The organism is Variovorax sp. WS11 (genome assembly GCF_010499245.1).
Classification (GTDB): domain Bacteria; phylum Pseudomonadota; class Gammaproteobacteria; order Burkholderiales; family Burkholderiaceae_C; genus Variovorax.
The window spans coordinates 390437-414277 of record NZ_JAAGOW010000002.1 but is presented as its reverse complement, the minus strand read 5'-3'; the positions used below and the strand labels follow the sequence as shown (position 1 = coordinate 414277).

Annotated in this window: 25 protein-coding genes; 5 read left to right on the top strand and 20 right to left on the bottom strand. The window is 69.7% G+C overall.

Going from position 1 to position 23841, the window contains the following annotated elements; genetic code table 11:
- Nucleotides 1-41: 41 nt before the first annotated feature.
- Nucleotides 42-824, bottom strand: coding sequence for a helix-turn-helix domain-containing protein (locus GXN78_RS22500; protein ID WP_106557129.1), 783 nt, complete (start codon nt 822-824; stop codon nt 42-44).
- A 261-nt stretch (nt 825-1085) separates the two neighbouring features.
- Between GXN78_RS22500 and GXN78_RS22495 the strand changes: the two genes are divergently transcribed.
- Nucleotides 1086-2015, top strand: a complete 930-nt coding sequence (locus GXN78_RS22495; RefSeq protein ID WP_106557203.1) for an MBL fold metallo-hydrolase — start codon at nt 1086-1088, stop codon at nt 2013-2015.
- Here GXN78_RS22495 and GXN78_RS22490 read toward each other — a convergent pair.
- The 6 genes from GXN78_RS22490 to GXN78_RS22465 all read right to left on the bottom strand — a co-directional run bounded on the left by GXN78_RS22490 (nt 2009) and on the right by GXN78_RS22465 (nt 8858).
- Entirely contained in the window at nt 2009-2854 is an 846-nt protein-coding gene (locus GXN78_RS22490) for a GNAT family N-acetyltransferase (RefSeq protein ID WP_106557128.1), read from the bottom strand. The genes GXN78_RS22495 and GXN78_RS22490 overlap by 7 nt on opposite strands.
- 74 nt (nt 2855-2928) lie before the next feature.
- A complete protein-coding gene (locus GXN78_RS22485; protein ID WP_106557127.1) occupies nt 2929-3906 on the bottom strand; it encodes a D-2-hydroxyacid dehydrogenase family protein in 978 nt (325 codons plus the stop codon).
- Between the two features lie 17 nt (nt 3907-3923).
- Nucleotides 3924-4913, bottom strand: coding sequence for a tripartite tricarboxylate transporter substrate binding protein (locus tag GXN78_RS22480; protein ID WP_106557126.1), 990 nt, complete (start codon nt 4911-4913; stop codon nt 3924-3926).
- 29 nt (nt 4914-4942) lie between these two features.
- Nucleotides 4943-7036, bottom strand: a complete 2094-nt coding sequence (locus GXN78_RS22475) for an acetate--CoA ligase family protein (RefSeq protein WP_106557125.1) — start codon at nt 7034-7036, stop codon at nt 4943-4945.
- Nucleotides 7033-7830: an enoyl-CoA hydratase/isomerase family protein gene (locus tag GXN78_RS22470; RefSeq protein ID WP_106557124.1), complete on the bottom strand. Its 798-nt coding sequence runs from the start codon at nt 7828-7830 to the stop codon at nt 7033-7035. The genes GXN78_RS22475 and GXN78_RS22470 overlap by 4 nt, the downstream gene beginning before the upstream one ends.
- 23 nt (nt 7831-7853) lie before the next feature.
- Nucleotides 7854-8858, bottom strand: a complete 1005-nt coding sequence (locus GXN78_RS22465) for a tripartite tricarboxylate transporter substrate binding protein (RefSeq protein WP_106557202.1) — start codon at nt 8856-8858, stop codon at nt 7854-7856.
- A gap of 157 nt (nt 8859-9015) precedes the next feature.
- Here GXN78_RS22465 and GXN78_RS22460 point away from each other — a divergent pair, with 157 nt between their 5' ends.
- Together GXN78_RS22460 and GXN78_RS22455 are read left to right on the top strand one after the other, a co-directional pair.
- The gene (locus tag GXN78_RS22460; RefSeq protein ID WP_106557123.1) at nt 9016-9816 is read left to right on the top strand and encodes a CHAP domain-containing protein; all 801 of its coding nucleotides are present in this window, start codon (nt 9016-9018) and stop codon (nt 9814-9816) included.
- Between the two features lie 142 nt (nt 9817-9958).
- Nucleotides 9959-12175, top strand: coding sequence for a heavy metal translocating P-type ATPase (locus GXN78_RS22455; protein WP_106557122.1), 2217 nt, complete (start codon nt 9959-9961; stop codon nt 12173-12175).
- A 2-nt stretch (nt 12176-12177) separates the two neighbouring features.
- Here the strand turns inward: GXN78_RS22455 and GXN78_RS22450 are convergent, their stop codons facing one another.
- The 10 genes from GXN78_RS22450 to GXN78_RS22405 form a co-directional block, all read right to left on the bottom strand.
- A complete protein-coding gene (locus GXN78_RS22450; RefSeq protein WP_106557121.1) occupies nt 12178-12507 on the bottom strand; it encodes a four-helix bundle copper-binding protein in 330 nt (109 codons plus the stop codon).
- A 77-nt stretch (nt 12508-12584) separates the two neighbouring features.
- Nucleotides 12585-12938, bottom strand: coding sequence for a copper-binding protein (locus tag GXN78_RS22445; protein WP_106557120.1), 354 nt, complete (start codon nt 12936-12938; stop codon nt 12585-12587).
- A gap of 71 nt (nt 12939-13009) precedes the next feature.
- A complete protein-coding gene (locus GXN78_RS22440) occupies nt 13010-13504 on the bottom strand; it encodes a cupredoxin family protein (protein ID WP_106557119.1) in 495 nt (164 codons plus the stop codon).
- A 41-nt stretch (nt 13505-13545) separates the two neighbouring features.
- Nucleotides 13546-14961 (bottom strand): copper oxidase, encoded by a 1416-nt coding sequence (locus GXN78_RS22435; RefSeq protein WP_106557118.1) that lies wholly within the window; start codon nt 14959-14961, stop codon nt 13546-13548.
- A 24-nt stretch (nt 14962-14985) separates the two neighbouring features.
- Nucleotides 14986-16401 (bottom strand): TolC family protein, encoded by a 1416-nt coding sequence (locus GXN78_RS22430; RefSeq protein ID WP_106557117.1) that lies wholly within the window; start codon nt 16399-16401, stop codon nt 14986-14988.
- Entirely contained in the window at nt 16398-16736 is a 339-nt protein-coding gene (locus GXN78_RS22425; protein WP_239142859.1) for a hypothetical protein, read from the bottom strand. The genes GXN78_RS22430 and GXN78_RS22425 overlap by 4 nt, the downstream gene beginning before the upstream one ends.
- A gap of 121 nt (nt 16737-16857) precedes the next feature.
- On the bottom strand, nt 16858-17265 hold the full coding sequence (locus GXN78_RS22420; protein ID WP_106557116.1) for a hypothetical protein: 408 nt from the start codon (nt 17263-17265) through the stop codon (nt 16858-16860).
- A 55-nt stretch (nt 17266-17320) separates the two neighbouring features.
- Nucleotides 17321-17740: a Cu(I)-responsive transcriptional regulator gene (gene cueR, locus GXN78_RS22415; protein WP_106557115.1), complete on the bottom strand. Its 420-nt coding sequence runs from the start codon at nt 17738-17740 to the stop codon at nt 17321-17323.
- Between the two features lie 88 nt (nt 17741-17828).
- The gene (locus tag GXN78_RS22410; RefSeq protein WP_106557114.1) at nt 17829-19103 is read right to left on the bottom strand and encodes a cytochrome c; all 1275 of its coding nucleotides are present in this window, start codon (nt 19101-19103) and stop codon (nt 17829-17831) included.
- A 5-nt stretch (nt 19104-19108) separates the two neighbouring features.
- Nucleotides 19109-19831 (bottom strand): c-type cytochrome, encoded by a 723-nt coding sequence (locus tag GXN78_RS22405; protein WP_106557200.1) that lies wholly within the window; start codon nt 19829-19831, stop codon nt 19109-19111.
- Between the two features lie 55 nt (nt 19832-19886).
- On the opposite strand from GXN78_RS22405, the gene GXN78_RS22400 reads away from it, so the two are divergent.
- On the top strand, nt 19887-20519 hold the full coding sequence (locus GXN78_RS22400) for a DUF1345 domain-containing protein (RefSeq protein ID WP_239142858.1): 633 nt from the start codon (nt 19887-19889) through the stop codon (nt 20517-20519).
- On the opposite strand, the gene GXN78_RS22395 is transcribed toward GXN78_RS22400, so the two are convergent.
- Nucleotides 20516-20959 carry a type II 3-dehydroquinate dehydratase gene (locus GXN78_RS22395; RefSeq protein WP_106557199.1) on the bottom strand — a complete coding sequence of 148 codons (444 nt, stop codon included), beginning with the start codon at nt 20957-20959 and terminating at the stop codon, nt 20516-20518. The genes GXN78_RS22400 and GXN78_RS22395 overlap by 4 nt on opposite strands.
- Nucleotides 20960-20973: 14 nt before the next feature.
- Entirely contained in the window at nt 20974-21993 is a 1020-nt protein-coding gene (locus GXN78_RS22390) for a TRAP transporter substrate-binding protein (protein WP_106557198.1), read from the bottom strand.
- A gap of 135 nt (nt 21994-22128) precedes the next feature.
- Here GXN78_RS22390 and GXN78_RS22385 point away from each other — a divergent pair, with 135 nt between their 5' ends.
- Entirely contained in the window at nt 22129-22911 is a 783-nt protein-coding gene (locus GXN78_RS22385) for an IclR family transcriptional regulator (protein WP_106557112.1), read from the top strand.
- 3 nt (nt 22912-22914) lie between these two features.
- Here the strand turns inward: GXN78_RS22385 and GXN78_RS22380 are convergent, their stop codons facing one another.
- A complete protein-coding gene (locus GXN78_RS22380; RefSeq protein ID WP_258187002.1) occupies nt 22915-23817 on the bottom strand; it encodes a DMT family transporter in 903 nt (300 codons plus the stop codon).
- Between the last annotated feature and the right edge of the window lie 24 nt (nt 23818-23841).

Sequence of the window (23841 nt, the reverse complement as noted above, 5' to 3'; positions counted from 1 at the left end):
AGCTCGCCTTTGCAATTCCCGGCTCGTTCGAGCCGATGCACTCACGCCTCCTTCGCAAGCGCCCCTTCGATGTCGGCCGCCAGCGCGAGCAGCGCGCCGGAGAGCTCCTGCTCGACGCTTTGCACCGTCTCCGCGGTGGAGACGCTGAGGTTGAGCACATAGCGCGGCTGGGCCTCCCACCGCAGCGGCGCCGCGAGCGCGACCACCTCGGGCTGCCAGGCGGCGGCGCAGAAGCCGCGCTGCCAGACGCTCTGCATCGCGAGTTCGATCTCCTCGGCCAGCGCGGGCCACTGGCCCTTGCGGCGCTTCCTGAAGAGCGCGAGCAGCGCCTTGCGCTTGGGCTCGGGCGCGGCGGCGAGGTAGGCGCGCCCGAGCGAGGTGAGCTCCATCGGCACGCGCTGGCCCGACACCACGCTGCGCAGCGAGACGCGCCGGTTGTAGCGGATCGATTCGAGGTAGACCATCTCGTCCCGGTCGGGTGCGGCCAGGCCCACGTTGATCCTGCGCGCCTCGGCCAGCGCGCGCATCTTCGGCGCGGCGATGCCCAGGATGGTGGAGCCCGAGCGCATCGCATGCGCGAGGCTCAGCACCGCCGGTGCCAGCCGGTAGGCGCGGCGGCGCGCATCCAGGTGCAGCAGGCCGGTGCCCACCAGCGTTTGCGTGAGCCGGCTCACCGTGGAGCGCGACAAGCCGGTGCGATCCGCGAGCTCGGCGTTGCCCAGCAGCTCGGAGCCGGGCCGGAAGGCACGCAGGATCTCCACGCCGCGTTCCAGCGAGCGGTTGGCCGGGGAGCGTCCGGGCTTCTCGTCGATCGGGGGTGTCATGCGTGCGGCACTGCGCTTCCAGGTGTCCTGTCACGGAAATACGTTTTTTCGCGATTCGCTCGATGGTGCCGATTGGTGTGTATCAGGCACCACGGCGCGTCCGCTTGCAGGCCTACCGCTCGTGCCCCTCCGTTTCTACGATGAAACACATGCGGCCTTCTGCCGTGATCCGTGCCCGACAACCCCGGGGTGTTGAACGGAGACTTGCTGCCAGTCGCCCGACTGGTTGGGCCCCGGGGGCCGTTTATTGGAGATTCCATGATGTTTTCCGTAGATGAGACCTTGCGATCCGGGAGCCAGAGCCCCGGCCAGATGCCCGACGAGCTGGTTCCGTCCCGTTACGCGCTGCGGGTCGGCGACATCGACGTGCTGCTGATCAGCGATGGGGTGTTTCCGCTGCCGGCCACGACTTTGGCCACCAATGCCGACCCGGCCGAACTGGCGGCCTGGCTGGACGGCAAGCTTCAGCCGTCGGACGTGTACAAGTGGCCGCTGAACGTGGTCGTGGTGCGCAGCGGCGGGCGCACCATACTCATCGACTCCGGGATGGGGGAGGAGTACCCGGACTTCCCGCGGGCCGGGGGGCTGCTGGCCCATCGACTGGAGCACGCCGGCATCGATCTCGCATCCGTGACCGACGTGGTGCTGACCCACGTGCACGTGGACCACGTTGGCGGCCTGCTCGCCGACGGGCTCAAGAGCCGGCTGCGTCCGGACGTGCCGATCCACGTGGCGGCCGCCGAGGTCGAGTTCTGGGAGTCGCCCGATTTCTCCCGCAACACCTTTGGCGGGATGCCGGATGTGCTTCGATCGGCCGCCAAGCGGTTCCTGGACGAGTACCGCAGCCAGCTGAGGCCGTTCGATGCGGAGTACGAGGTGGCCCCGGGGGTGGTCGTCTGTCGCACCGGCGGCCACACTCCCGGACACAGCGTCGTCCGCCTCGCGTCCGGCGGCGACCGGCTGACCTTCCTCGGCGATGCCGTGTTTCCGGACCATTTCGATCGGCCCGACTGGTACAACGCTTTCGACCACGACCCCGAGGAGGCGGTCCGCGTCCGCATCCGGCTCTTGCGGGAGCTGGCGGCGACCCGCGAGCCGCTGGTGGCCACGCACCTGTCGTTCCCGTCCCTCGGCCGGGTGGCGCTCGCCGGCGACGTCTTTCGCTGGGTACCGGGCAACTGGGACTACTGACACTGGAAGTAGCGCTTCATCTCGATCTGGCGCATCACCGGGACCAGGCCTCGCGCATGCGCCGCGTGGAAGAAAGGGCTGTCGCCGGGCTCGTCGACCAGGCGCCAGCGGGTGCCGGGGCGCGCGGACGAGAGCATGTCCAGCAGCGTATGCGCGGCGGCCTCGTCGACGGCCGCGGCATCGAGCAGGGTGCCGTCGTGTCGGGCCGGCTCGGGCAGCACGGCATAGGCCACGACGGTGCCGCCGCGGCGCACGCCGATCGCGGCGGCGTTCTCGTGGGTGAGGGCATCCAGCACGGTGGGCAGCTCGCGGCGCCAGGTCGGCCGCGCGACGGCACTGCAGCGGGGATGCACGGCGGCGAGATCGGCCACGTCCAGCGCCACGGCCGCGATGGTGCGCGTGTCCAGCGTGCCTTCGAGCAGCTCCAGGGGCCGCATCGCCTCGAACCCGGCCTGGCCGTAGAGGGTGCGCGCGGGATTCTGCTCGATGACCTCCAGCACCAGCTCGCGCACGCCCGCCGCGGGCAGGGCCGCGAGCTGCACCTCGATCAGCAGCCGCGCGAGTCCGCGGCGCCGCTGCGCGCGCACGATGCCGAAGCCGGCGAGGTAGGCGCGCGCCTCGCGCCGCCCCACCAGCGAAAGGCCGGCCGGCTTGCCGCCGGCCATCAGCACCTTCGACACGCCGAGGTCGACATTGGCGCGCCGCAGATGCCGCGCGAAGCGCTGCTCGTCGAAGGCCACCGGCACGAAGTAGCCCTCGTAGGCCAGGTTCCAGAGCCCGGCCAGCGCGCTGCGCGACAGCTGCTCGGCGGGGAGGATGGCGATGTCGGCACGCTTCATGTTCCTGTCTGCACCTCATGTGACGCACATGCAGGCAATGATGGCACCGCTTCGCGCGCGCTGCCGCGCGACCCTCAGCGGCGTGCGGACACCAGCGCTTCCGGGTTGACGATGTCCGCGAGCGTGCCGTCGGCGAACTGGTTGATGTGGTCGAACGCGATGCCGAAATAGCGCTCGTAGTTGTCACGCTCCACGTAGCCGATGTGCGGGGTGCACAGCGCATTGGGCAAGCTCAGCAGCGGGTGCCTGGCGCCCTGCAGCGGCTCCTCTTCGAACACGTCGACGGCCGCGAAGCCGGGCCGGCCGCGCCGCAGCGCGCGCTCCAGTGCATTGGGCGCGATCAGCTCGGCGCGGCTGGTGTTCACCAGCAGGGCGTCGCGCTTCATGCGGTCAAGGTCTTCCTCGCGCACGATGCCGGCGGTCTGTGCGTTCAGGCGCACGTGCAGGCTGATCACGTCGCTCTCGGCGAAGAAGGCCTCGCGCGTGGGCGCAGCTTCGAAGCCGTCGGCCAGCGCGGCCTGCACCGAGGCTTCGCGCCCCCAGACCCAGACCTTCATGCCGAACACGCGCCCGTAGGCCGCCACCTGCCGGCCGATGCGGCCATAGCTCCACACGCCCAGGCGCTGGCCGCCGAGCTGCTGGCCCAGGTGCCCCTGCCACAGGCCTTGCTGCAGGCGCTGAGCTTCCTGCACCAGGTGGCGCCGGCTCGCCAGCGTCAGCGCCCAGGTCAGCTCGGCGGTCGATGCGCCGGCGCCGCGGCCCTCCGCCACCACCACGCCGCGTGCGGTGCAGGCCTCGAGGTCCACATGGCCTGCCAGCTTGCCGGTCTGGCTGATGAGGCGCAGCCGGGGCAGGCGGTCGAGCAGGGCGGCGTCGATGCGCGTGCGCTCGCGCGTGAGCACGATCGCATCGGCATCGGCGAAGCGGGCCGCGAGTTCGTCGGTGGTCTTGACCGTGTCGTTGAAGATGCGGACCTCGTGGCCCTCGAGCCGGGCGAAGCAGGCGAGGGTGCGGACGCAGTCCTGGTAGTCGTCGGGGATGGCGATGCGCATGGCGGTCCGATGGCTCCTCATTGCAGGGTGATGCCCAACTGGTCGACGGTCCGCTTCCACAGCGCCAGGTCGTCGCGCACCAGGCCGGCGAATTCGGCCGACGGCATGCCGCCGGGCTCGATGCCCTGGGCCTGGAAGATCTCGCGCACCTCTTGCGTGTCGAGCGCGCGCTTGACCTCGGCGTGGAGCCGCTGCATCACGGGCGCCGGGGTGCCGGCTTTGAGGAGCAGGCCGTACCAGCCATGCACGTCGAAGCCGGGGTAGCCCTGCTCGGCCACCGTCGGCACCTCGGGCAGGCCGGCGAAGCGCGACTTGGGCGCCACCGCCAATGCGCGCAGCTTGCCGGCCTTGATCTGCGCGAGTGCCGAGCTCATGTCCAGGAACATGAACTGGATCTGGCCGCCCAGCAGGTCCTGCACCGCCGGGCCGGCGCCGCGGTAGGGCACATGGGTCGCGCGAATGCCCGCGCGCTGCACGAACAGCGCCGCGCCCAGGTGCGCCGAGGTGCCGTTGCCCGAGGAGCCGTAGGACAGGCTGTCGGGCTTGGCCTTGCCCATCGCGACCAGCTCGGCCAGCGTCTTCGCCGGGAAGTCGGGCCGCACCACCACCGCATGCGGGATGAAGCCCACCACGGTGAGCGGCGCGAAGTCGCGCAGCGTGTCGAAGGGGTAGTTGGCCATCAGCGCCGGATTGGTGACGGCGAGGATGGAGGGGAAGACGAGCGTGTAGCCATCCGCCGGTCCGCGCACCACCTCGCTCATGCCGATCACGCCGCCGCCGCCCGGCTTGTTGTCGACGATCACCGGCTGTCCCAGGCTCGTGGCCATGTTCTTGGCGATGGCGCGCGCCATCAGGTCGGTGGGGCCGCCGGGCGCGAAGGGCACGACGATGCGGATCGGCCGGGACGGAAAGGCCTGCGCTCGTACCGTGGGCGCGAGGGCCGCGAGCGCGAGGCCCGCACCCAGCGAGGCATTGAAATGGCGGCGCGAGAGGCGCTTCGGGTTCATGACTTGTCTCCTTTGTTGTCGGGTGATGCTCAGGCCGCGAGCACGGCCACGCCGTCCGCGGCGACCACGCCCTGGCCGCGCGGCAGCACGAAGAGCGGGTTGATCTCCGCTTCCACCAGCCGGTCGCCCAGCGCAGCCGCCATCTGCGAGAAGGCCACGATGGCCGAGACCAGGGCCTCGAGGTCGCACACAGGCCGTCCGCGAAAGCCGTCGAGCAGCGGCCAGGTCTTCAGTTCGCGCACCAGCGCCGCGGCCTGCTCGCGCGTGAGGCCGCCGGGCGGCAGCATGCGCAGCGCGGTGTCCTTCAGCAGCTCGGCCGTCACGCCGCCCATGCCCAGCAGCACGGCGCTGCCCAGCGGGTCGCGGTGCAGGCCCAGGATCAGCTCCACGCCGCCGCTCACCATCTGCTGGACCAGGAAGCGATGCGGCCGCAGGCCGGTGTGCGTCTCCACCTCGGCGGCCATGCACTCGAGGCGGGGGCCGATCTGCTCGGCGGAGAGGTTGACGGCGACGCCGCCCACGTCGCTCTTGTGCGTGATCTCGCCGGAGAGGATCTTCAGCACCGTCGCGCCGCCCAGCTCGCGTGCGGCCTGCTGTGCCTGCTGCGCGTCGGCCACCACGATCTCGCGCGCGCAGGGCACGCCGAAGCGTGCGAAGAGCTGCTTGGCCTGCGCCTCGTCCAGCGATCCGCCGGGCAGGTCGTCGACCTGCGGCAGCGCCGGGCGTTCGGGCACCGCGACCGGCGCAGTCCAACTCGCAAGCGCATGCATCGCGGCCAGGGCGCTGGTGCAGCTCTCGGGTGCCATGAAGGCCGGCACGCCGTGCTGGTTCAGCTGGCTCGCGATGCCGGGCGCATGCGGGCTCACGTAGACCAGCAGGGGCTTGTCGCTGCCGGGCAAGCTGTCGTGGATCGCATCGGCCATCAGCTGCGGCATCGCGAGGCCGGAGGAACCGACGATCACCACCGCCGCGTCGTAGGAAGGGCTGGCGAGCAACACGCGGATCGCGCCGCGCAGCAGCTGCGGCTGCAGGCCGGCGAGGGTGACGTCGATCGGGTTGCGGTCCAGCACCGCCTGCTCGCCCGACTGCAGCGCGCGCAGGGCCGCGGCCGTCTCCGCGTCGGGGGCGGGCGTCTCGAAGCCGGCGCTGCCCAGGCTGTCGGCCACCAGCGTGCCGGCGCCGCCGGTCGAGGTCAGCACCGCCACGCGCCGCCCGCGCGGCACGCGCCGGGTCGCCAGCGCGGCCGGGACGTCGAGCAGGTCGGCGAAGCTCTGGGCGCGGATCACGCCCAGCTCGCGGAACAGCGCGTCGTACATGCGATCCGCGCCCGCGAGCGCGCCGGTGTGCGACACGGCTGCACTGGCGCCGGCCTCCGAGCGGCCGACCTTGAACACCACCACCGGCTTGCCGCGGCGCGCGGCCTTGAGCGCTGCCGCGCGGAACTTGTCCGGATGGCGCAGGCCTTCCATGTAGAGCGCGATGACCGAGGTGGCTTCGTCGTCCGCCAGGTGGTCCACGAAGTCCGCGAGGTCCAGGTCGACCTCGTTGCTGGTGGAGATCAGCTTCGACAGCCCGATTCCGCGCGCCGCCGCGCGCGAGAGCAGGGCGCCCAGGATGCCGCCGCTTTGCGAGACCACGCCGATGGAGCCGGCCTCGAAGCCTTCCATCTCCAACGCGCCGGTGGCCGAGAGCGTGATGCCGTCGGTCAGGTTGACCAGGCCGATGGTGTTGGGGCCCAGGATGCGCATGGTGCCAGCGGCCTCCAGCAGCTGCCGTTGGCGCCGCGCGCCTTCCTCTCCGACCTCGGTGTAGCCGCTGGCCAGCACGATGGCGGCCGCGCTGCCGCGCTCGGCCAGGGCGCGCACGGCCTCGTGCGCACGCTCGGCGCCCAGCAGCACGATGCCCACGTCGGGTGCCTCGGGCAGTGAGGGCACGTCGGGGTAGCTCTTGAGCCCGCCGATCTCGGCGGCGCGCGGGTTGACCGGGTAGATCGCGCCGGCGAAGCCATGGCGCTGCAGGTAGGCGACGGGGCGGCCGGCGGTCTTGGCCGGATCGGCCGAGGCGCCGATCACCGCCACGCTGCGCGGCTTGAGCAGGCGCGCGATGGGGTCGTCCGCGCTCATGCCGACTTCTCCTTGCCTGCATCCAGGAAGGCCAGCACCGCATCGCGATGCTCCTGCGTCGTGTAGCAGATGCCCTGCGCCTGGCTGCCCTGCGCGAAGACCTGCTCGGCCTGCAGCTCGAAGCTGCGGTCGATGATGGACTTGCCCAGCGCCAGCGCTGCGGCCGAGCCCTGCGAGAGCTCGCGCGCCCACGCCTGCGCGTCGGGCAACAGCGCGTCGGCGCGGCAGATTCGGTCGGCGATGCCCAGCTGCAGCGCCTCGGCCGCCTCCACCTTGCGCCCGGTGAAGATCAGCTGCTTGGCGCGCGACAGCCCCACGCGCCGCGGCAGGAAGTACATGCCGCCGCCGTCGGGGATCAGGCCGCGCTTGATGTAGCTCCACGCGAAGCTGGCCTCTTGCGAGGCGATCACGAAATCGCAGGCCAGCGCCATGTCGGCGCCGAGGCCGTTGGCCGATCCGTTGACTGCCGCGATCACCGGCTTGGGCATGGTGTGCAGCAGGGCGATGGAGTGGTGTACGCGCTGCTGACGTGTCCAGCCGTTGAAGCCGACAGCGCCGGCCGGCGCTTCCATGCGCCGCTGCATGCCGGCCACGTCGCCGCCGGCGCAGAAGCCCTTGCCCGTGCCGGTCAGCACCAGCGCGCGGATGCCTGCATCGGCCGCGACCTGCTCCAGCGCGGCGATGAGCTCGGTGCGCATCGCGTCGCTGATCGCGTTGCGCTTCTCGGGGCGATCGAGGGTCAGGGTGGCGATGCCGGATTCGACATCGAGCCGGATCTGGGTGCTTGTGTTCATGGTGGGTTGTTCCTTCTGTCGCTTCAATCCGTCGTGATGTTTCCGTCCTTGACGACCTTGCGCCAGCGAACCTCCTCGGCCCGCACGTAGCGCTCAAGCGCCTCCGGGGCGCTGACGTCGACCGCCAGGCCTTCCGACTGCGTCTGCTTCACGAAGGCCTCGGCCTTCGCGGCCTGGCGCACCGCCTCGTTGAGGCGCGCGATCACGTCCCGGGGCGTGCCCGCGGCGGCATAGAGCCCGTACCAGCTCTCGGCCGCATAGCCCGCCACGCCGGCCTCGGCCAGGGTGGGAACGCCGGCATAGGCCGGCGAGCGCTGCGCCGTGGTGACCGCCAGCGCGCGCATCTTTCCCGCGCTGACGAAGGGACGCGCCGCCGCCGCGGTGGCGAACATCATGTCCACCTGGCCGCCCAGCAGATCGGTCATGGCCGGTCCCGCGCCGCGGTACGGCACATGCGTGATGTCCACCTTGGCGAGGCTCTTGAAGAGCTCGCCCGCGAGATGCGCCGAGGTGCCGTTGCCCTGCGAGGCGAAGGTCAGCTTGCCGGGCTTGGCCTTGGCCGCGGCGACGAGCTCGGCAACGCTCTTGTAGGGCTGGTCGGCGCGCACCACCAGCACGTTGGGCGAGACGCCGACCAGCGCGACCGGCGCGAAGGCCTTGTCCGTGTCGTAGGGGAGCTTGGGCTGCAGGGCCGGGTTGACGGCATGCGCGAAGGTGGCCATCACCAGCGTGTAGCCGTCGGGCGCGCTCTTGGCGACCGTATCGCTGCCGATGATGGTGCCGGCGCCGGGCTTGTTGTCCACGATCACCGGCTGGCCCAGCGCCTGCGCCATGCCGATGGCGAGCGAGCGGGTGATGGCATCGGTGCCGCCGCCGGGCGCGAAGGGCACGACGATGCGCAGCGGCTTGTCGGGGAAGGCCGCGAGGGCGGGTGCCGCCGAGAGCGCGAACAGCGCGGCTGCGGCGAGCCCATGGAATTGCCGGCGACGCAAGGCCGGCAGGCGAGGGGATGGAAGTGATCGAGGCATGGCCAAAGCTTAGGTCGCATGCTCGTCCTGCGCAGCCACCCAATTCCAACCAGTGGAATTGGCGGTCGGTGCGCCGGCGTTCTGGAATAAGCCGTTCGCCAGATGCTTTTCCCCCCGCGCGGACCTAAGCTGAACCGCAAGCCCCAAGGAGAAGCCCATGGACTATCCCGGTCGCATCGTCAAGCTCGGCGAGGCCGATGCCGCGGTCGTGCAGGCGCTGCGCACCCAGCTCGGCCTGATGATGGGCGGCGACAGCGACCCGGCCGCGCGCCTCGATCCGCAGGGCATGGTCTTCGACGCCGGCATGAAGCGGGTGGTGAAGCTGTTCCAGGCCCGCCACGTCGATTCGGCCGGCCGTCCGCTGAAGCAGGACGGCGAGATCGGCGCGTTGACCTGGGGCGCGATCTTCGGGACCGAGAGCGTGCCGGCGAGCGCCGATGCCGGCACCGATCTGCTGGCGCAGGCGCTGGCGGTCGCCGCGGGCGAGGAGGAGAAGAAGGTGCGCGAGGTGCCGATGAACTCGAACCGCGGCCCCGATGTCGAGAAGTACCTGGCCCGCGTCGGCGTGCCGGCCGGGCTGCCCTGGTGCTGCGCCTTCGTCTACTACTGCTTCGACGAAGCCTCGAAGACGCTGGGTCGCACCGGCAATCCGATGGTGCGCACCGCGGGCTGCCTCGATCACTGGAACAAGGCCGTGGCCAAGGGCGCGACGCGCATCCCCGCGGCCGCGGCGACGGCCGATCCCACGCGGCTGGCGCCCGGCATGATCTTCATCATGGACCACGGCAGGGGCGCGGGCCACACCGGCCTGATCGAGTCGGTCTCGGCCGGCATCCTCGCCACCATCGAAGGCAACACCGACGCGAGCCGCACGCGCGATGGCGGCGGCGTCTACCGGCTGGCCCGCAAGGTCGGGGAAATCAACAAGGGCTTCATCGACTATGGACCGCTGGGCTGAACGCCCGGACATCTCGCAGGCATCGGCGCGCACGGCGGGTGACCCTTCGCGGAGGAAGGGCGCTGTTCATGCTTGACTCTCCCATGATGGGAGGGTTGACATTCGAGGCATCCGCATCGAATGCACGAACAGAGGAGCCCTCATGAATCGGAGTGCTGCGCTTGCCGCGCCGGGACTCGAAAACCAGCGCTGGTCATTGCCCATCGAGGGCATGACCTGCGCATCCTGCGTGGCGCGCGTCGAGAAGGCGCTCTCCCAGGTTCCGGGTGTGCTTTCCGCGTCGGTGAACCTGGCCACCGAGAAGGCGGAAGTCAAGCTCGCGAGCGGGGAGGTCGACGTGGAATCGCTGATCGCCGCCGTCAGGAAGGCCGGCTACGAGGCCCGCAGGCCGGCCGATGAGGGCAGCGCGGCGGTGGCGAGCCCGCGCCGCTGGCCGGACTGGTGGCCGGTCGCCATCGCAGCGCTGCTATCCGTGCCGCTCGCGCTGCCGATGGCAGGGCTGTTGCTCGGCGAGGACTGGATGCTCGATGGCTGGCTGCAGCTGGCACTGGCCACGCCCGTGCAGTTCTGGCTCGGTGCGCGCTTCTACCGCGCCGGATGGAAGGCGTTGAAGGCGGGTGCCGGCAACATGGACCTGCTGGTGGCACTGGGGACTTCGGCCGGCTGGGGCCTGAGCGTCTATCTGCTCCTGCGCCATGCCGGCCATGGCATGCCGCACCTGTATTTCGAGGCCTCGGCCATCGTCATCACGCTGGTGCTGCTCGGCAAGTGGCTCGAGACCCGGGCCAAGCGCCAGACCACGGCGGCGATCCGCGCGCTCCAAGCGCTGCGTCCTGACAAGGCGCGGCTGCGCAGGCACGGCGTCGACCAGGACGTGCCGATCGGGCAGATCCGGCCCGGCGACCTCGTCGTCGTCCGGCCCGGCGAACGCGTGCCCGTGGACGCCGTCGTGGTCGAGGGGACGAGCGAGGTCGACGAATCTCTGATCACCGGCGAGAGCCTGCCGGTGGCGAAGCAGGAGAACGCCTCCGTCACGGGCGGCTCGATGAACGGACCCGGCCTGCTGGTGATCCGCACCACGGCCGTCGGCGCCGAATCGACGCTTGCGCGCATCGTGCGCCTGGTCGAATCCGCCCAGGCCGGGAAGGCACCGATCCAGCACCTGGTCGACCGGGTGAGCAGCGTGTTCGTCCCGGTGGTGATCGGCGTCGCCTTGCTGACCCTGCTCGGGTGGGGCTTTGCCACCGGCAACTGGGAAGCCGCGATCCTGAATGCAGTCGCGGTGCTCGTCATCGCCTGTCCCTGCGCGCTGGGCCTCGCAACCCCGACGGCGATCATGGCCGGTACCGGCGTTGCGGCGCGGCACGGCATCCTGATCAAGGATGCCGAGGCGCTGGAAGTCGCGCACGACCTCAAGGTCGTCGCCTTCGACAAGACCGGGACCCTGACCGAAGGCCGGCCGGAGCTCGTGGCCTTCGAGGCGGCGAACGGCGATGACGGCGCCTTGCTGCGCGCAAGCGCCGCAATCCAGTCCGGCAGCGAACATCCGCTGGCGCGCGCGGTGGTCGAAGCGGCCTCGCGCGCGGGCGCCGTCGTGGCCACGGCCAGCGAGGTGCGTGCCGTCGCCGGCCGCGGCGTCTCGGCCCGGGTCGACGGGCGGGCACTGCGCCTGGGGAGCACGCGCTACATGGGCGAGCTCGGCGTCGATCTCGGGGCCCTGCAGGCCCGGGCCGGACAGCTGCAGGCAGAAGGCCGCACCGTGTCCTGGCTGGCCGACGTGACGGCGCAGCCTGCGCTCGTCGGCCTGCTCGCCTTCGGCGATTCGCCCAAGGCCAGCGCACGGGAGGCGGTGCGCCAGCTGCATGCCCAGGGCATCCGCACGGCGCTCATCACCGGAGACAACGCCGGCAGCGCCCGGGCCGTGGCCGCTGCCTTGGACATCGATACGGTCCTGGCAGAGGTGTTGCCCGAGGAGAAGGCCGCCATCATCGGCTCGTTGAAGAGCGGCGGAGGGCGCGTTGCCATGGTGGGCGACGGCATCAACGATGCGCCGGCGCTGGCCGCGGCCGATGTCGGCATCGCGATGTCCACCGGCACCGACGTGGCCATGCATGCGGCGGGCATCACCTTGATGCGCGGCAACCCGGCGCTGGTGAGCGACGCGATCGACATCTCCCGCCGAACCTACGCCAAGATCCGGCAGAACCTGTTCTGGGCCTTCGTCTACAACGTGGTCGGCATCCCGCTGGCGGCGCTCGGCCTGCTGAGCCCGGTCATCGCCGGCGCGGCGATGGCCTTCAGCAGCGTGAGCGTGGTGAGCAACGCGCTGCTGCTGCGGCGCTGGAAGGGGAATGCTTGAGACTACCGGGCCATCTTCAGGCACTCTTCGGCGCAGCGGCGGCAAGCGCCGGCGCAGTCCTGGCAGTGCTGGGCCTTGTGCCTCGCGCATTCGTCGCCGCAGGCCTTGCAGATCTCGGCGCACAGCTTGCAGATGGCCCCGGCGTAGCTGCTTCCACGCGCCATCGCGGCGGCAGCCAGTTGGCAGATCGCCGCGCAATCGATGTCCAGCGCGATGCACCCTGTCATCATCTTCACGTCGTCCTCGGCCAGGCACGATGCGGCGCAGTGGTTGCAGGCCACCGCGCAATCGTTGCAGGCAGCGATGCACTGGGCGTATCTCTCATGGGACATGGTGGTTCTCCTTCGGGTGACTGCCGCCAGCCGGCGGCATGGGGCGGACCCGCCGCCCCGGCGGTGCATCGCGCCGCCTAGCGCGCTGCTTCGAGCTGGGTGACGGTGAACTTGCCGTCGATCTTCTCGGCCTGGAACCGGACCTTGTCGCCGGTCTGGACCTGGTCGAGCATGGCGGCGTCCTTCACCTGGAAGACCATCGTCATGCCGGGCATGTCGAGGTTTTTCAGGGGACCATGCCTGAGCGTGAGCTTCTTGCCGTCCTTGTCGATCTTGCGGACCTCGCCGTCGACGAGTTCGGCGGCGTGAGCCGAGGGTGCCGCGGCAGCGGAAGGGGCAGGACCGCCGGTGCCGGGCTGTGCTGCGGCTGCCACGCCGCAGAAGGCGAGGGCGAAGAGGGAAGCGGCAAGGGCGATGCGGTTGTCGATCATGTGTGTTTCTCTGAAGCGTTGAACGGGGTGGATGGCCCATCAACCCACTGGAAGCGGGTCTCGAGGGTCAGTCAGTTGCGCGTCGATCTGTCGGTGGGTCTGGCGACGTTCACGGCGCCTTTCATTCCGGCGTCGTAGTGACCCGGCTGCAGACAGGCGAAGTCCACCTTCCCGGGCTTCGTGAACTGCCAGACGACTTCGCCGGTCTTGCCGGCGGCGAGCGTCACCATGTTCGGATCGGCGTGCTCCATTTCCGGGTTCTTCTTCATGACTTCGTAGTGCTCCCTGAGCTCCTTCTCGGTGCCGAGCACCAGTTCGTGCCTGAGCTTTCCGGAATTGGTGACGACGAAGCGCACGGTCTCGCCTTGCTTCACGTCGATGCTGGAGGGGTTGAAGCGCATGCCGTCCGTCATGTCGACGTTGACGGTTCGCGTTGCCTTCGAGGCGACGCCGGGCTTGCCGATCGCGTCGTCGTGGCCGCCGGCATGATTGCCGGCGGCAAGTGCGGCCGTCGAGGCGAGGGTGGTCAACACTGCGAGCGTGGCGATGCCGATGGATTTGTTCATGGGATTTCCTTGATGGGTTGAGCTGAGTGAAGAGGGATCGGTCAGTGGCCGGAATGACCGCTGGGAGGCTTGCGGATCTGGACCTCGATGTTCCTGGCCGGTAGGTTCCGGGCGGGCATGGCGGCCGCGCCCGCGCTGCGGGAGCGAGGCGGGTCGGGCAGCGGCCCATCCAGCTCGTAGGCGACCGTGCCCTGGGGGTGCTTGAACCAGCCGGGATTCGAGTAGTCGCCCGCTTTCTGGCCCTTGCGTACCTTGACGACACTGAACATGCCGCCCATCTCGACCGAGCCGAAGGGCCCTTCGCCGCCCATCATTCGCGCCGTGTTGTCGGGCAGCGGCATCTCCATCTCGGTCATGTCGGCCATGCCGCGCTCGCCCATCACCATGTAGTCGGGCACGAGCTTCTTGATCTTCCTGACCATGTCCTTGTGGTCGACGCCGATCATGGTGGGCACGTCGTGGCCCATCGCGTTCATCGTGTGGTGGCTCTTGTGGCAGTGGAAGGCCCAGTCGCCTTCCTCGTTGGCGAGGAACTCGATCTGGCGCATCTGGCCGACCGCGACGTCGGTGGTGACTTCGTACCAACGCGTACTCTTCGGCGTCGGCCCGCCGTCGGTCCCCGTGACCAGGAATTCGTGCCCGTGCAGGTGCATCGGGTGATTGGTCATCGTCAGGTTGCCGAAGCGGATGCGCACCTTGTCGTTCAGCCGCACGTTGAGCGAATCGATGCCCGGAAAGATGCGGCTGTTCCAGGACCACAGGTTGAAGTCCAGCATCGTCATGATCTTCGGCGTGGCGCTGCCGGGCTCGATGTCGTAGGCATTGAGCAGGAAGACGAAGTCGCGGTCGACGTCGTCGATCAGCGGGTGCCTCGCCTTCGGGTGGGTGACCCAGAAGCCCATCATGCCCATCGCCATCTGCGTCATCTCGTCCGCGTGCGGGTGGTACATGAAGGTGCCGGGCCGCCGTGCCACGAACTCGTAGACGAAGGTCTTGCCGGGCTGGATGGCCGGCTGCGTCAAGCCGGTGATGCCATCCATGCCGTTGGGCAGGCGCTGGCCATGCCAGTGGATGCTGGTGTGCTCGGGCAGCTTGTTGGTGACGAAGATGCGCACGCGGTCGCCTTCGACCACCTCGATGGTGGGGCCGGGCGACTGGCCGTTGTAGCCCCACAGGTGGGCCTTGAAGCCCGGCGCCATCTCTCGCACCACGGGCTCCGCAACCAGGTGGAACTCCTTGACGCCGTTGTTCATGCGCCAGGGAAGCGTCCAGCCGTTGAGCGTGACGACGGGGTTGTAGGGGCGGCCGGTGGGCGGCGCCAGCGGCGGCATGGTGTCGGGCTTGTCCTGGAGCACAGGCTCCGGCAGGGCGGCCATCGCCACCTTGCCGACCGAGGCCGCGGCGATGGCACCCGTGATGGCGCCGGCGCCGCCGAGGAAGTTGCGTCTGTTTGTCATGTTGCTCGTGTCTTGAAGCGCCGCTCAATGGGCGGCGGTGGAAGCCGCTCGAGGGCTCGAAGCGGCCGTCGGGGCCGATGCGGCGATGGGCCTGCCGATCACCGATGCCTCGAGCGCAGCGTCGGCCAGCCAGAACTGCTGCTGGGCGTTGATGGCGTTGTTGACGCTCGCGATCTGATCGCGGGCCTCGGCCAGCAGCTCGAACACGCCGATCAGCATCCCGTTGTAGCGAAGCACGTTCTCGTCCGCCATGGTCTGGCGCAGCGGCACGATCTCGTCGCGGTAGTGGCGCGCGATGTCGTAGGCCGTGCGGTAGGCGGAATAGCCTTCCCGCAGCTGGGAGGTCGCACCGCGAACGGTCGCGTCGTAGCGACTCGCCGCTGCAAGCGCCTGCGCATTCAACGCATCGCGTCGGGCGGATCCCCAGTCGAAGAGAGGCAACCGGATGTCGAGCTCGAAGCCGCGCCGCGTGTCGCGGCTACCGCCGTCGAAGACGGTGTCCCGCCGCACCCCGGCATCGACGTCGATGAAGGTCGGCAACAGGTTGATGCCTTGGGACTTGCCGGCGACATCGAGCTGGGCCCGAGCCTGCTGGACGTCCAGGCGCTGCTCGCCGGCGGTCGCCGCCACGTCACGCGCTTCGCGCGGCGCCTTGGGCAGGTCGGGGAGGCGCTCGGGCAGCTTCAGCGTGTCCGCCTGTGCGTCGTCGAGGCCCAGGGCGCGCACGAGTTCCTCGCGTGCCGCGGTGGCGGCGTGGCGTGCCGATGCGAGCTGCGTGGTGGCGTCGGCATAGAAGACCTGCTGGCGTGCGCGCTGCAGCTTGCTGAAGTTGCCGACCTGCTGCATGCGCCGCGCGAGCTCGGCACTCGCCTCGGCCGATTCCTTGACCAGCTCGGCGTACTGCAGCGACTGCCGGGCTGCGACGGCCCGGACCCATGCTTGCCGCACCTGGGTCACCTGGTCCACCACCGCACCGGTCAGCTGCGCCTGCGCCAGGGTGGCCTGGCTGCGGGAGACCGACGCTCGCTGCGGCAGCAGAAGCAGGTCGACCAACCCGAAGGACAACAAGCGTCCAATCTCGAGTTCGTCGCCCAGGCGCAGGCGCTCGAAGGTGAAGACCGGGTTGGGGAGCCGGCTCGTCTGGTTGGCCGACGCGATGTCGGCCCAGCTCTGCGCGACCAGCGCCTGGACTGCAGGGCTGTTCGCAAGTGCCAGGCGCACCGCGTCGTCACGGGACAAGGGCTTGGCCAGCAGTTCCTTCGAGAGCGCCGTGCGAGCGTGTCGCTGTTCCTGCGTGCGGCTGAGTTCGAGCGTTCCGCTCGTGAACTGCGAAGCCGAGGAATTCGTCTCCTTCAGGGCGTCGTCGATTCCGACGGAGGCGCAGCCCGCCAGGAATGCAGCGGCCAGTGCGGCACAGGTGATCTGCAGCGGCCGCCTCATGGCTTCTCCCTCGGCGGTTCAGCTGCGGGCTTCGGCATGGCGTGGCCCGCATGCGGATCGGCTGCACCGGATGGCTTGTCGCCGGTCGTGTCGGCGTCGTCCTTGGAATAGGCTCGCCAGCCACCGCGCTGGTGGACGGTCTCGTTGGCCTGTTTCCAGGGAATGGGCTTTTCCTCGGCGAAGGGCTTGTAGCCCTCCATCGCCGAGCGGAAAGAAAGTGGTGCCGCAGGTGCAGCGGCAGCGGGGGCTGGCGCAGGGGCGGTCTGGGCGGCCGCCGCCAAGGCGGCCAGGGCGGGCAAGGCGGCCAGCCAACGGGCCGGCAGGAAAGCGGACATGGGATCCTCGCGATGTTCATGAACGGCGTGCCGTCAGCGAGCCCGCGAAGGGGCACGGCGACACGAGCGATGCATGCGCGTCCGAGCGCCGACAGCCGAGGCCGCCGGGCGCCGAACGCGGTCAGGCGCGAGGAGGTTTGTGAGGCACGCGCGGCGAGACGGTCGCCATGGCGTGGAGGGGCTCTGCGAGATCGGCCTGCGGGAGGCCATCGAGACCGGGGGTGGCGAGCGTCGGCATCAGGCCGACGGAATGGCAGGCCGCGCAGTTGCCGCATTTGTGGAGCGAACCGGAGGCGTCGTCCTGGGCGCTCTGAGCCGCATGGTGGCCTGTGCCGGCGTCAGCACCCGAGGCCCCATGGTGCCCGGCCTCCGTCGCCGAGCTCATGTCGTGGTGGCTGTGGTCGTGCGTCACGCCGGCGCTCACCCGCGCCGGCTCCGGCGCGCAGAACGCCATGGCTGCAGCCGCGTATCCCTGGAACGGGACCGCGAGCATCATGAGCCACAGCAGGATTGCGCGAAGGCGAGGCATTGGCGAAATTCTAGGCGGAGAGCGGTTCAACGCATAGGCTCCGGCGGCGTGCCCATCAGCGCTCGGCCAGCTCGTCGAGGATCGGGCAGTCGGGCCGATGATCGCCATGGCAGCACTCGGCCAGGCGCTCGAGGGTGCGCTGCATGCCCGCCATCTCGTCGATGCGGCGATGCAGGTCCGCCGCATGGGCCAGGGCGATGCGCTTTACATCGGCGCTGGCACGGCGCTTGTTCTGCCACAGTTTCAGCAGCTCGGCGATCTCGGCCATGCTGAAGCCGAGGTCGCGGGCACGGCGGATGAAGCGCAGCGTGTGCACGTCCTTGTCGCTGTACTGGCGGTAGCCCGCGTCGGTGCGGCTGATGCGGGGCAGCAGCCCGAGCGACTCGTAGTGCCGCACCATCTTGGCCGAGACGCCGGAGCGTGCCGCCGCCTCGCCGATGTTGAAGGGTTCCGTGCCGGGGAGGGCCTGGCTCATTGGGCTTCCTTTTTGCCTTCGCACTGTCGAAGGCCAGGGCAAAGTCTCAACCCTACCATCATGGCAAGGTCAAGCCCCGCGCAGAGTTTCAGGGCCGTATGATCTGGCCGCGCGTGACCGGCGGTGCATCGTTGCCCCACGAACCGCGGATGAAGCTGAGCACGGCGGCGATGCCGTCGTCGTCGAGCACATGGCCGAAGGGCGGCATGCCGTAGGGCCGCGGATTGCCCGCGGTGGCGGGCAGGAAGCCGCCATGGCGCAGCACCTGCACCAGGTTGACGGCCGAGCCCATGTTGACCGAGCGGCTGCCCGCGAGCGCGGGATAGGCACCCTCGGCACCCTGGCCGGCGTCGCCATGGCAGTAGGCGCATTGCTGGTCGTAGATCTTCGCGCCGCGCGCCATCACGCCGGCGTCGCGGCGCACGGGTGCTTCGGGGGCGGGGGTGTCCGCCGCCTTCGCTTCGGGCAACTGCTTGAGGAACACCGCCATCGCGTTCAGGTCGGCCTCGCTCAGGTGCTGGGTGCTGCGGAAGACGACGTCGGCCATCGGGCCCATCACCGAACCGCGCGGCGAGGTGCCGTTCTTGAGCAGCGCGACGACGTGGGGCGTGTCCCAGTCCGCGACGCCGGCCTCGCGCTTCGCGTTCAGCGAAGGCGCATACCAGTTCTCGACCGGGATCAGCCCGCCCGAGAGGCCCAGCTTCTCCTCGGTGGCGCCCAGCACGTTGCGCGTGCCGTGGCAGGCGATGCAATGGCCCAGGCCCTCGACCAGGTAGGCGCCGCGGTTCCACTCGGGTGGCTTTGCAGGATCGGCGACGAAGCTGCCGGGTGCGAAGAACAGCGCGCGCCACACCGCGAGCGCGGCCTGCGTGTCGTAGGGAAAGCGCAGCTTGTGGGCGGTGTTGGGTGTCGGCGCCGGCGGCACGGTGCGCAGGTAGGCGTAGATCGCATCCGAATCCTCGCGCGTCACGCGCGTGAAGCTCGGGTAGGGGAAGGCGGGGTACAGCAGGCGGCCGTCCATCGAGCGGCCGTTGTGCAGGGCGCGCCAGAAATGCGCGGCGCTCCAGCGGCCGATGCCGGCCTCCTGGTGCGGCGTGAGGTTGCCGGCGAAGACCGTGCCGAAGGGCGTCTCGATGCCGACGCCGCCGGCATAGGGCGTGCCGCCGCGCGTCGTGTGGCAGCCGGCGCAGTTGCCGGCGAGCGCGAGGTAGCGGCCGCGTTCGACCTGGGCCGGCGTTGCGTTGAAGGCGGCCGGCGTCTCGGGCAGTGGCTCTTCGCCGCGCAGGTTGAGGGCCACGAGCCCGAGCGCGGCCGCGATCAGCAGTGCCGCGAGGGCGAGCAGGATGTAGAGGGTGCGTCGCATGGCCGTTACTTCCCCATGGCGCTGCAAGGCAGCGGCAGCGGTGCGGGCGGTGCGGCCGCGGGCTTGGGGTTGGCCGGCACCGGCTGCAGCGCGAGCCAGCTCGCGACGGCGTTGATGTCCTCCGAGTTCAGCTTGCGTCCCACCTCCGCCATGCAGTCGGGCGGCAGGGCATGGCGGCCGTTGTTGAGCCAGTCGCCGAGCTGCGAAGCGAGGTACAGGCGCGGCAGGCCGAGCAGCGAGGGAATGGCCGGCGCGATGCCGGTCAGCGCCTGGCCATGGCATTGCGCGCAGGCCGGAATGCCGCGCGCCGCATCGCCCTCGAACACCAGCGCCTTGCCGCGCGCGAGGCTCTGTGCCGAGGCGTCGCTGCGCGTGGAGACGGGCGGGTAGGGCAGATCGAGCTCGGCGAAGTAGTGCGCGATTTCGCGCAGGTAGGCATCGGAGAGGTGCCGCACCATGTGGGCCATGTCGCCGTTGAAGCGGCGCCCGTCGCGGAAGCTCAGCAGTTGGTTGTAGAGATAGCCCTCGGGCTTGCCGGCCAGCCGCGGGAAGTAGCCCGCGTTGGTGCTGGCGCCCTCGCGCCCATGACAGGCGATGCAGGCGGCAACGCGCTGCTCGATGGTGTCGGGCACCCGTGCGGGCGAGGGGGTTGGGGAGGCGGCATGGGCCATGCCGCAGAGACTGAAGGCGGCGAGCAGCAGCCCGCGCCAGTGGGTTCGTGTCTTCATGGTGGGTGCGCGATTGTCGCCGCACGCTACAGTGCCCCGCATGCGCATCCATTTCATGCATATGCTTGGCTGGCAGCGGCTGTTGCTGGGCGCAGCGCTCGGCATCGTGGTGAGCCTGCTGGCTTGGCCGCTCGAAGGCGCGACGCGCTTCCTGCTCGGCTGGTGCTTCGGCGCAGCCGTCTACCTGCTGCCGGCCTGGTGGCTGGCCGAGACCTTCGACGCCCGGAGCACGCGGGCGCGCGCCCAATCGCTGGACCAGCCCAGCGCGCTGATACTGGCCACGATGGTGAGCGGCATCGCCGCCAGCGTGGTGGCGATCACGCTGCTGCTCAAGCAGGTCGGGCAGCTGGGCGGGGCCGAGCGCATCGGCCACATCGTGCTGGGGCTGGTGGCGCTCGCCGGCTCGTGGTTCATGATCCACACGATCTACGGCTTCCACTACGCGCACCGCTACTACCAGGCGCAGCCGGGCCGCGATCCGGGCCTGGACTTCCCGGGCAAGCTCGACCCGGACTACTACGACTTCCTCTACTACGCCTTCGTGATCGGCATGTGCTCGCAGGTGTCGGACGTGCAGGTGCGCTCGCGCGAGATGCGGCGCATCACGCTCGTGCACAGCGTGCTGTCCTTCGCCTTCAACATGCTGGTGCTGGCCTTGTCGATCAACGTGGTGGCGGGCGCGATCTAGACCTTTGCGTCGCGCTGCATCTCGACCAGCGCGCGCAGGCCCGCCAGATAGGAATGCGGGCCGAGTCCCTGGATCGTGCCCTTGACCGCTGGCGAGATGATCGAATGCGCGCGCCAGGTTTCCCGCGCGGCGATGTTCGACATGTGGACCTCCAGGACCGGAAAGGGCATGGCCTTGATGGCGTCGTGCAGCGGCACGCCGTGCTGCGTGAGGCCGGCGGGATTGACGAGCGCACCGGCCGCATCGTCGATGTTCTTGTGCAGGAAGTCGATCAGCTCGCCTTCGTGGTTCGACTGGATCGTCTCCAGCGCGACGCCGAGCTCGGCAGCGAGCGCCGCCAGCCTGGCATCGATCTCGGCCAGCGTCGTCGTGCCGTAGATGTGGGGTTCGCGGCGACCGAACAGGTTGAGGTTGGGGCCGTGCAGGATGAGAAACTTCATGGTGTGGGACATGCTCAGGGGGCCGAAGACTTGCGGATGCGCGCGAGCTCGTCGTTGTAGAGCTTGACGACGCCGGGGTCGTAGCTGGCCGCAAAGCGCTCGACCACCGGCTTGGCGATCTGGCGCATGCGGGCCTGCTCGCCGGCGGCGAGCTCGTTGAACTGGATTCCCTTGGCCTGCAGCTCGCCCACGGATTTCTGTGCGGCGGCGCGGCTGACCTGGCGCTGGTAGGTGCGTGCCTCGTCGGCGGCCTCGCGCATCATCTTCTGCTCCGCGGGGCTCAGCGTGTCCCAGAACTTCTTGCTGACGAGCACGATGTTCGCGGCATACACGTGGTTCGTGGCGCTCAGGAACTTCTGCACCTCGAAGAACTTGTTCGAGAGGATCACCGAGTAGGGGTTCTCCTGGCCGTCCACGGCCTTCGCCTCGAGCGCGCCGTACAGCTCGGCGAAAGGCATCGGCACCGGATTGGCCTTGAAGGCCTTGAAGGTGTCGAGGAACACCGGATTCGGGATGACGCGGATCTTCAGGCCCTCCAGGTCCTCGGGCTTCGTGATGGCGCGCTTGCTGTTGGTGACGTTGCGAAAGCCCAGGTCCCAGTAGCCCAGCGCCACCAGGCCCTTCTCGGGCAGCCGGGCGATCAGTGCCTGGCCGAGCGGACCGTCGAGCAGCGCATCGGCCTGTGCGAAGGAGCTGACCGCGAACGGGAAGTCGACCACGCCGAACTCCTTGACGATGCCGGCGAGCGAAGTCGTCGCGGGGGCCGACATCTGCTGCACGCCCCCTTGCAACGCCGACTGCTGCTGCATCTCATTGCCCAACTGCGAGGCCGGGAACTCCAGCACCTTCATCTTGCCGCCGCTCTTGGCCGCGAGCAGCTCGCCGAAGCGCTTGACGCCGAAGCTGACCGGGTGATCGGGGTTGTTGAGATGGCCGAAGCGGATGACGCGCTCCTGCGCGTCCTGGGCCAGGGCGGTGTGGACCAGTGCGAGGGTGGCGCCGGCCACGGCGAGCGTGCGGAGGAGGAACTTCAAGATGAACTCCAGGAAATAGGGAAGTGGACGCGCCGCCAGCGAGGTCGAAGCGCAGGCGCCGATCATAGAGATGAAGTGGAAAACATTTCCACTAGTGAAAACACTTGGCAGCGTTGGAGTTAAAGTTGCGCCGTCATGACCGCCATCGTCGAACGCAGCTTCAAAGTTCTCGAGCACCTGGTCGTCCATCCCGAAGGGCGCGCCCTCTCCGCGCTCGCGGCCGATCTCGACATGCCCCTGAGCGCCACGCACCGCCTGCTGTCAGAGCTGGTGCGCTGCGGCTATGTGCGGCAGGACCAGAGCCACGGGCGCTACACGCTGACGATCAAGCTGGTGTCGCTGGGCCTGAGCTTCCTCAGCAACAGCGGGGTGGTAGACGTGGCGCAGCCGCTGCTCGATCGCCTCGCGGCCGAGTCGGGGGAACTGGTGCGTCTGGCGGTGGTCGACGGGGATGCGCTCATCTTCGTGGCCAAGGCCCAGGGTGCCACGCGGGGGTTGCGCTACGACCCGGACATGGGCTTGTCGGTCAACCTGTCCTGCAGTTCCGCCGGCCACGCCTGGCTGTCCACCCTGCCCGAGGAGGAGGCGCTGCAGATCGTCGCCAGGCAGGGCTTCGGCACTCCCAAGGCCTTCGGGCCGAAGGCGGTGACCTCGGTCAAGGCCCTGCTCGGCTACTTGCGAAATGCGCGAAAGCTCGGCTTCGCGATGATCACCGAGGTCTTCGCGCCCGGGATGGCCGCGATGGCGGCGCCGGTTCGCCTGGGTGACGGCACGGTGATCGGCGTTGTGACAATCGCCGGACCGCTGGTCCGCCTGACGCAGGCGCGCATGCTGGGCCTGGGCCCCGCGCTGCTGGCGACTGCGGCGGACGTGGCCAATTCCAGCGGCGCGTCCGCGCTGCTGAAAAAGCGCGCCTAGCCGCTACGGCTTTCCCGCGGCGGCTGTCGTCGCCGCAGGCCGTCGCCCGAGCTTCACGAGCCCGGTCGACAAGGCCACTCCGCACACGATCACCACCGCGCACATCAACATCCATTGCGTGATCTGCTCGCCGAGGAAGACGGCGCCGTAGAACAGCGCGAACACCGGCACCAGGAAGGTCACGGTCAGCGCACGCGCCGGGCCGGCGCTCTCGATCAGGCGGAAGAACAGGATGTAGGCCAGCCCGGTGCAGGCCGTGCCCAGCGCCAGCAGCGCGAGCCAGGCCTTCAGGCTCGGCATCTGCGCCGGCCACAGCCAGATGGCCGGCAGTGCCAGGGCCAGCGTGGCGCCGATCTGGCTGCCGGTGGCGGTGGCGAGCGGCGGCACGCCCGAGAGGTGCTTGCGCGTCAGGCTGGCCGCGAAGGCATAGCAGATGCAGGCCGCGAGGCAGGCGCCGATGGCCCAGCGCGCCGCGGCTTCGTCCGCGCCCGATTGCAGGCCCGCGCTGCGCCCGGCCAGCATCGCGACGCCGGCGAAGCCGATCACCAGGCCGAGGCTGCGCGAGCGGTCGGGCCGCTCGCCGAAGAAGCCCCAGGCGACCAGCGCGCCGAACATCGGCACCGTGGCGTTGAGGACTGCTGCCAGGCCGCTGTTGATGGTGAGCAGCGCGAAGCAGAAGAAGGCGAAGGGCAGTCCCGAATTGAGCACGCCGATGCTCAGCGCCGGCTTCCAGTACTGCCTGAGGCTGGACCACTGGCCGCGCGCGAGCAGCAGCGGCAGCAGGAAAAGCATGGCGATCGCGACCCGCACCGAGGCCGCCGGCAAGGCGCCGAACTCGGGCGCGCCAATGCGCATGAAGAGGAAGGAGGCGCCCCACAGCATGCCCAGCAACACCAGGTCGACCAGCCAGCGCTTGCTGGCCGGACGCGC

Excerpts from the sequence above, each read along its gene's own strand:
- GXN78_RS22500 (WP_106557129.1), bottom strand. The coding sequence starts at position 824 with ATGACACCCCCGATCGACGAGAAGCCCGGACGCTCCCCGGCCAACCGC.
- GXN78_RS22495 (WP_106557203.1), top strand. The coding sequence starts at position 1,086 with ATGTTTTCCGTAGATGAGACCTTGCGATCCGGGAGCCAGAGCCCCGGC.
- GXN78_RS22490 (WP_106557128.1), bottom strand. The coding sequence starts at position 2,854 with ATGAAGCGTGCCGACATCGCCATCCTCCCCGCCGAGCAGCTGTCGCGC.
- GXN78_RS22485 (WP_106557127.1), bottom strand. The coding sequence starts at position 3,906 with ATGCGCATCGCCATCCCCGACGACTACCAGGACTGCGTCCGCACCCTC.
- GXN78_RS22480 (WP_106557126.1), bottom strand. The coding sequence starts at position 4,913 with ATGAACCCGAAGCGCCTCTCGCGCCGCCATTTCAATGCCTCGCTGGGT.
- GXN78_RS22475 (WP_106557125.1), bottom strand. The coding sequence starts at position 7,036 with ATGAGCGCGGACGACCCCATCGCGCGCCTGCTCAAGCCGCGCAGCGTG.
- GXN78_RS22470 (WP_106557124.1), bottom strand. The coding sequence starts at position 7,830 with ATGAACACAAGCACCCAGATCCGGCTCGATGTCGAATCCGGCATCGCC.
- GXN78_RS22465 (WP_106557202.1), bottom strand. The coding sequence starts at position 8,858 with ATGCCTCGATCACTTCCATCCCCTCGCCTGCCGGCCTTGCGTCGCCGG.
- GXN78_RS22460 (WP_106557123.1), top strand. The coding sequence starts at position 9,016 with ATGGACTATCCCGGTCGCATCGTCAAGCTCGGCGAGGCCGATGCCGCG.
- GXN78_RS22455 (WP_106557122.1), top strand. The coding sequence starts at position 9,959 with ATGAATCGGAGTGCTGCGCTTGCCGCGCCGGGACTCGAAAACCAGCGC.
- GXN78_RS22450 (WP_106557121.1), bottom strand. The coding sequence starts at position 12,507 with ATGTCCCATGAGAGATACGCCCAGTGCATCGCTGCCTGCAACGATTGC.
- GXN78_RS22445 (WP_106557120.1), bottom strand. The coding sequence starts at position 12,938 with ATGATCGACAACCGCATCGCCCTTGCCGCTTCCCTCTTCGCCCTCGCC.
- GXN78_RS22440 (WP_106557119.1), bottom strand. The coding sequence starts at position 13,504 with ATGAACAAATCCATCGGCATCGCCACGCTCGCAGTGTTGACCACCCTC.
- GXN78_RS22435 (WP_106557118.1), bottom strand. The coding sequence starts at position 14,961 with ATGACAAACAGACGCAACTTCCTCGGCGGCGCCGGCGCCATCACGGGT.
- GXN78_RS22430 (WP_106557117.1), bottom strand. The coding sequence starts at position 16,401 with ATGAGGCGGCCGCTGCAGATCACCTGTGCCGCACTGGCCGCTGCATTC.
- GXN78_RS22425 (WP_239142859.1), bottom strand. The coding sequence starts at position 16,736 with ATGTCCGCTTTCCTGCCGGCCCGTTGGCTGGCCGCCTTGCCCGCCCTG.
- GXN78_RS22420 (WP_106557116.1), bottom strand. The coding sequence starts at position 17,265 with ATGCCTCGCCTTCGCGCAATCCTGCTGTGGCTCATGATGCTCGCGGTC.
- cueR (WP_106557115.1), bottom strand. The coding sequence starts at position 17,740 with ATGAGCCAGGCCCTCCCCGGCACGGAACCCTTCAACATCGGCGAGGCG.
- GXN78_RS22410 (WP_106557114.1), bottom strand. The coding sequence starts at position 19,103 with ATGCGACGCACCCTCTACATCCTGCTCGCCCTCGCGGCACTGCTGATC.
- GXN78_RS22405 (WP_106557200.1), bottom strand. The coding sequence starts at position 19,831 with ATGAAGACACGAACCCACTGGCGCGGGCTGCTGCTCGCCGCCTTCAGT.
- GXN78_RS22400 (WP_239142858.1), top strand. The coding sequence starts at position 19,887 with ATGCATATGCTTGGCTGGCAGCGGCTGTTGCTGGGCGCAGCGCTCGGC.
- GXN78_RS22395 (WP_106557199.1), bottom strand. The coding sequence starts at position 20,959 with ATGAAGTTTCTCATCCTGCACGGCCCCAACCTCAACCTGTTCGGTCGC.
- GXN78_RS22385 (WP_106557112.1), top strand. The coding sequence starts at position 22,129 with ATGACCGCCATCGTCGAACGCAGCTTCAAAGTTCTCGAGCACCTGGTC.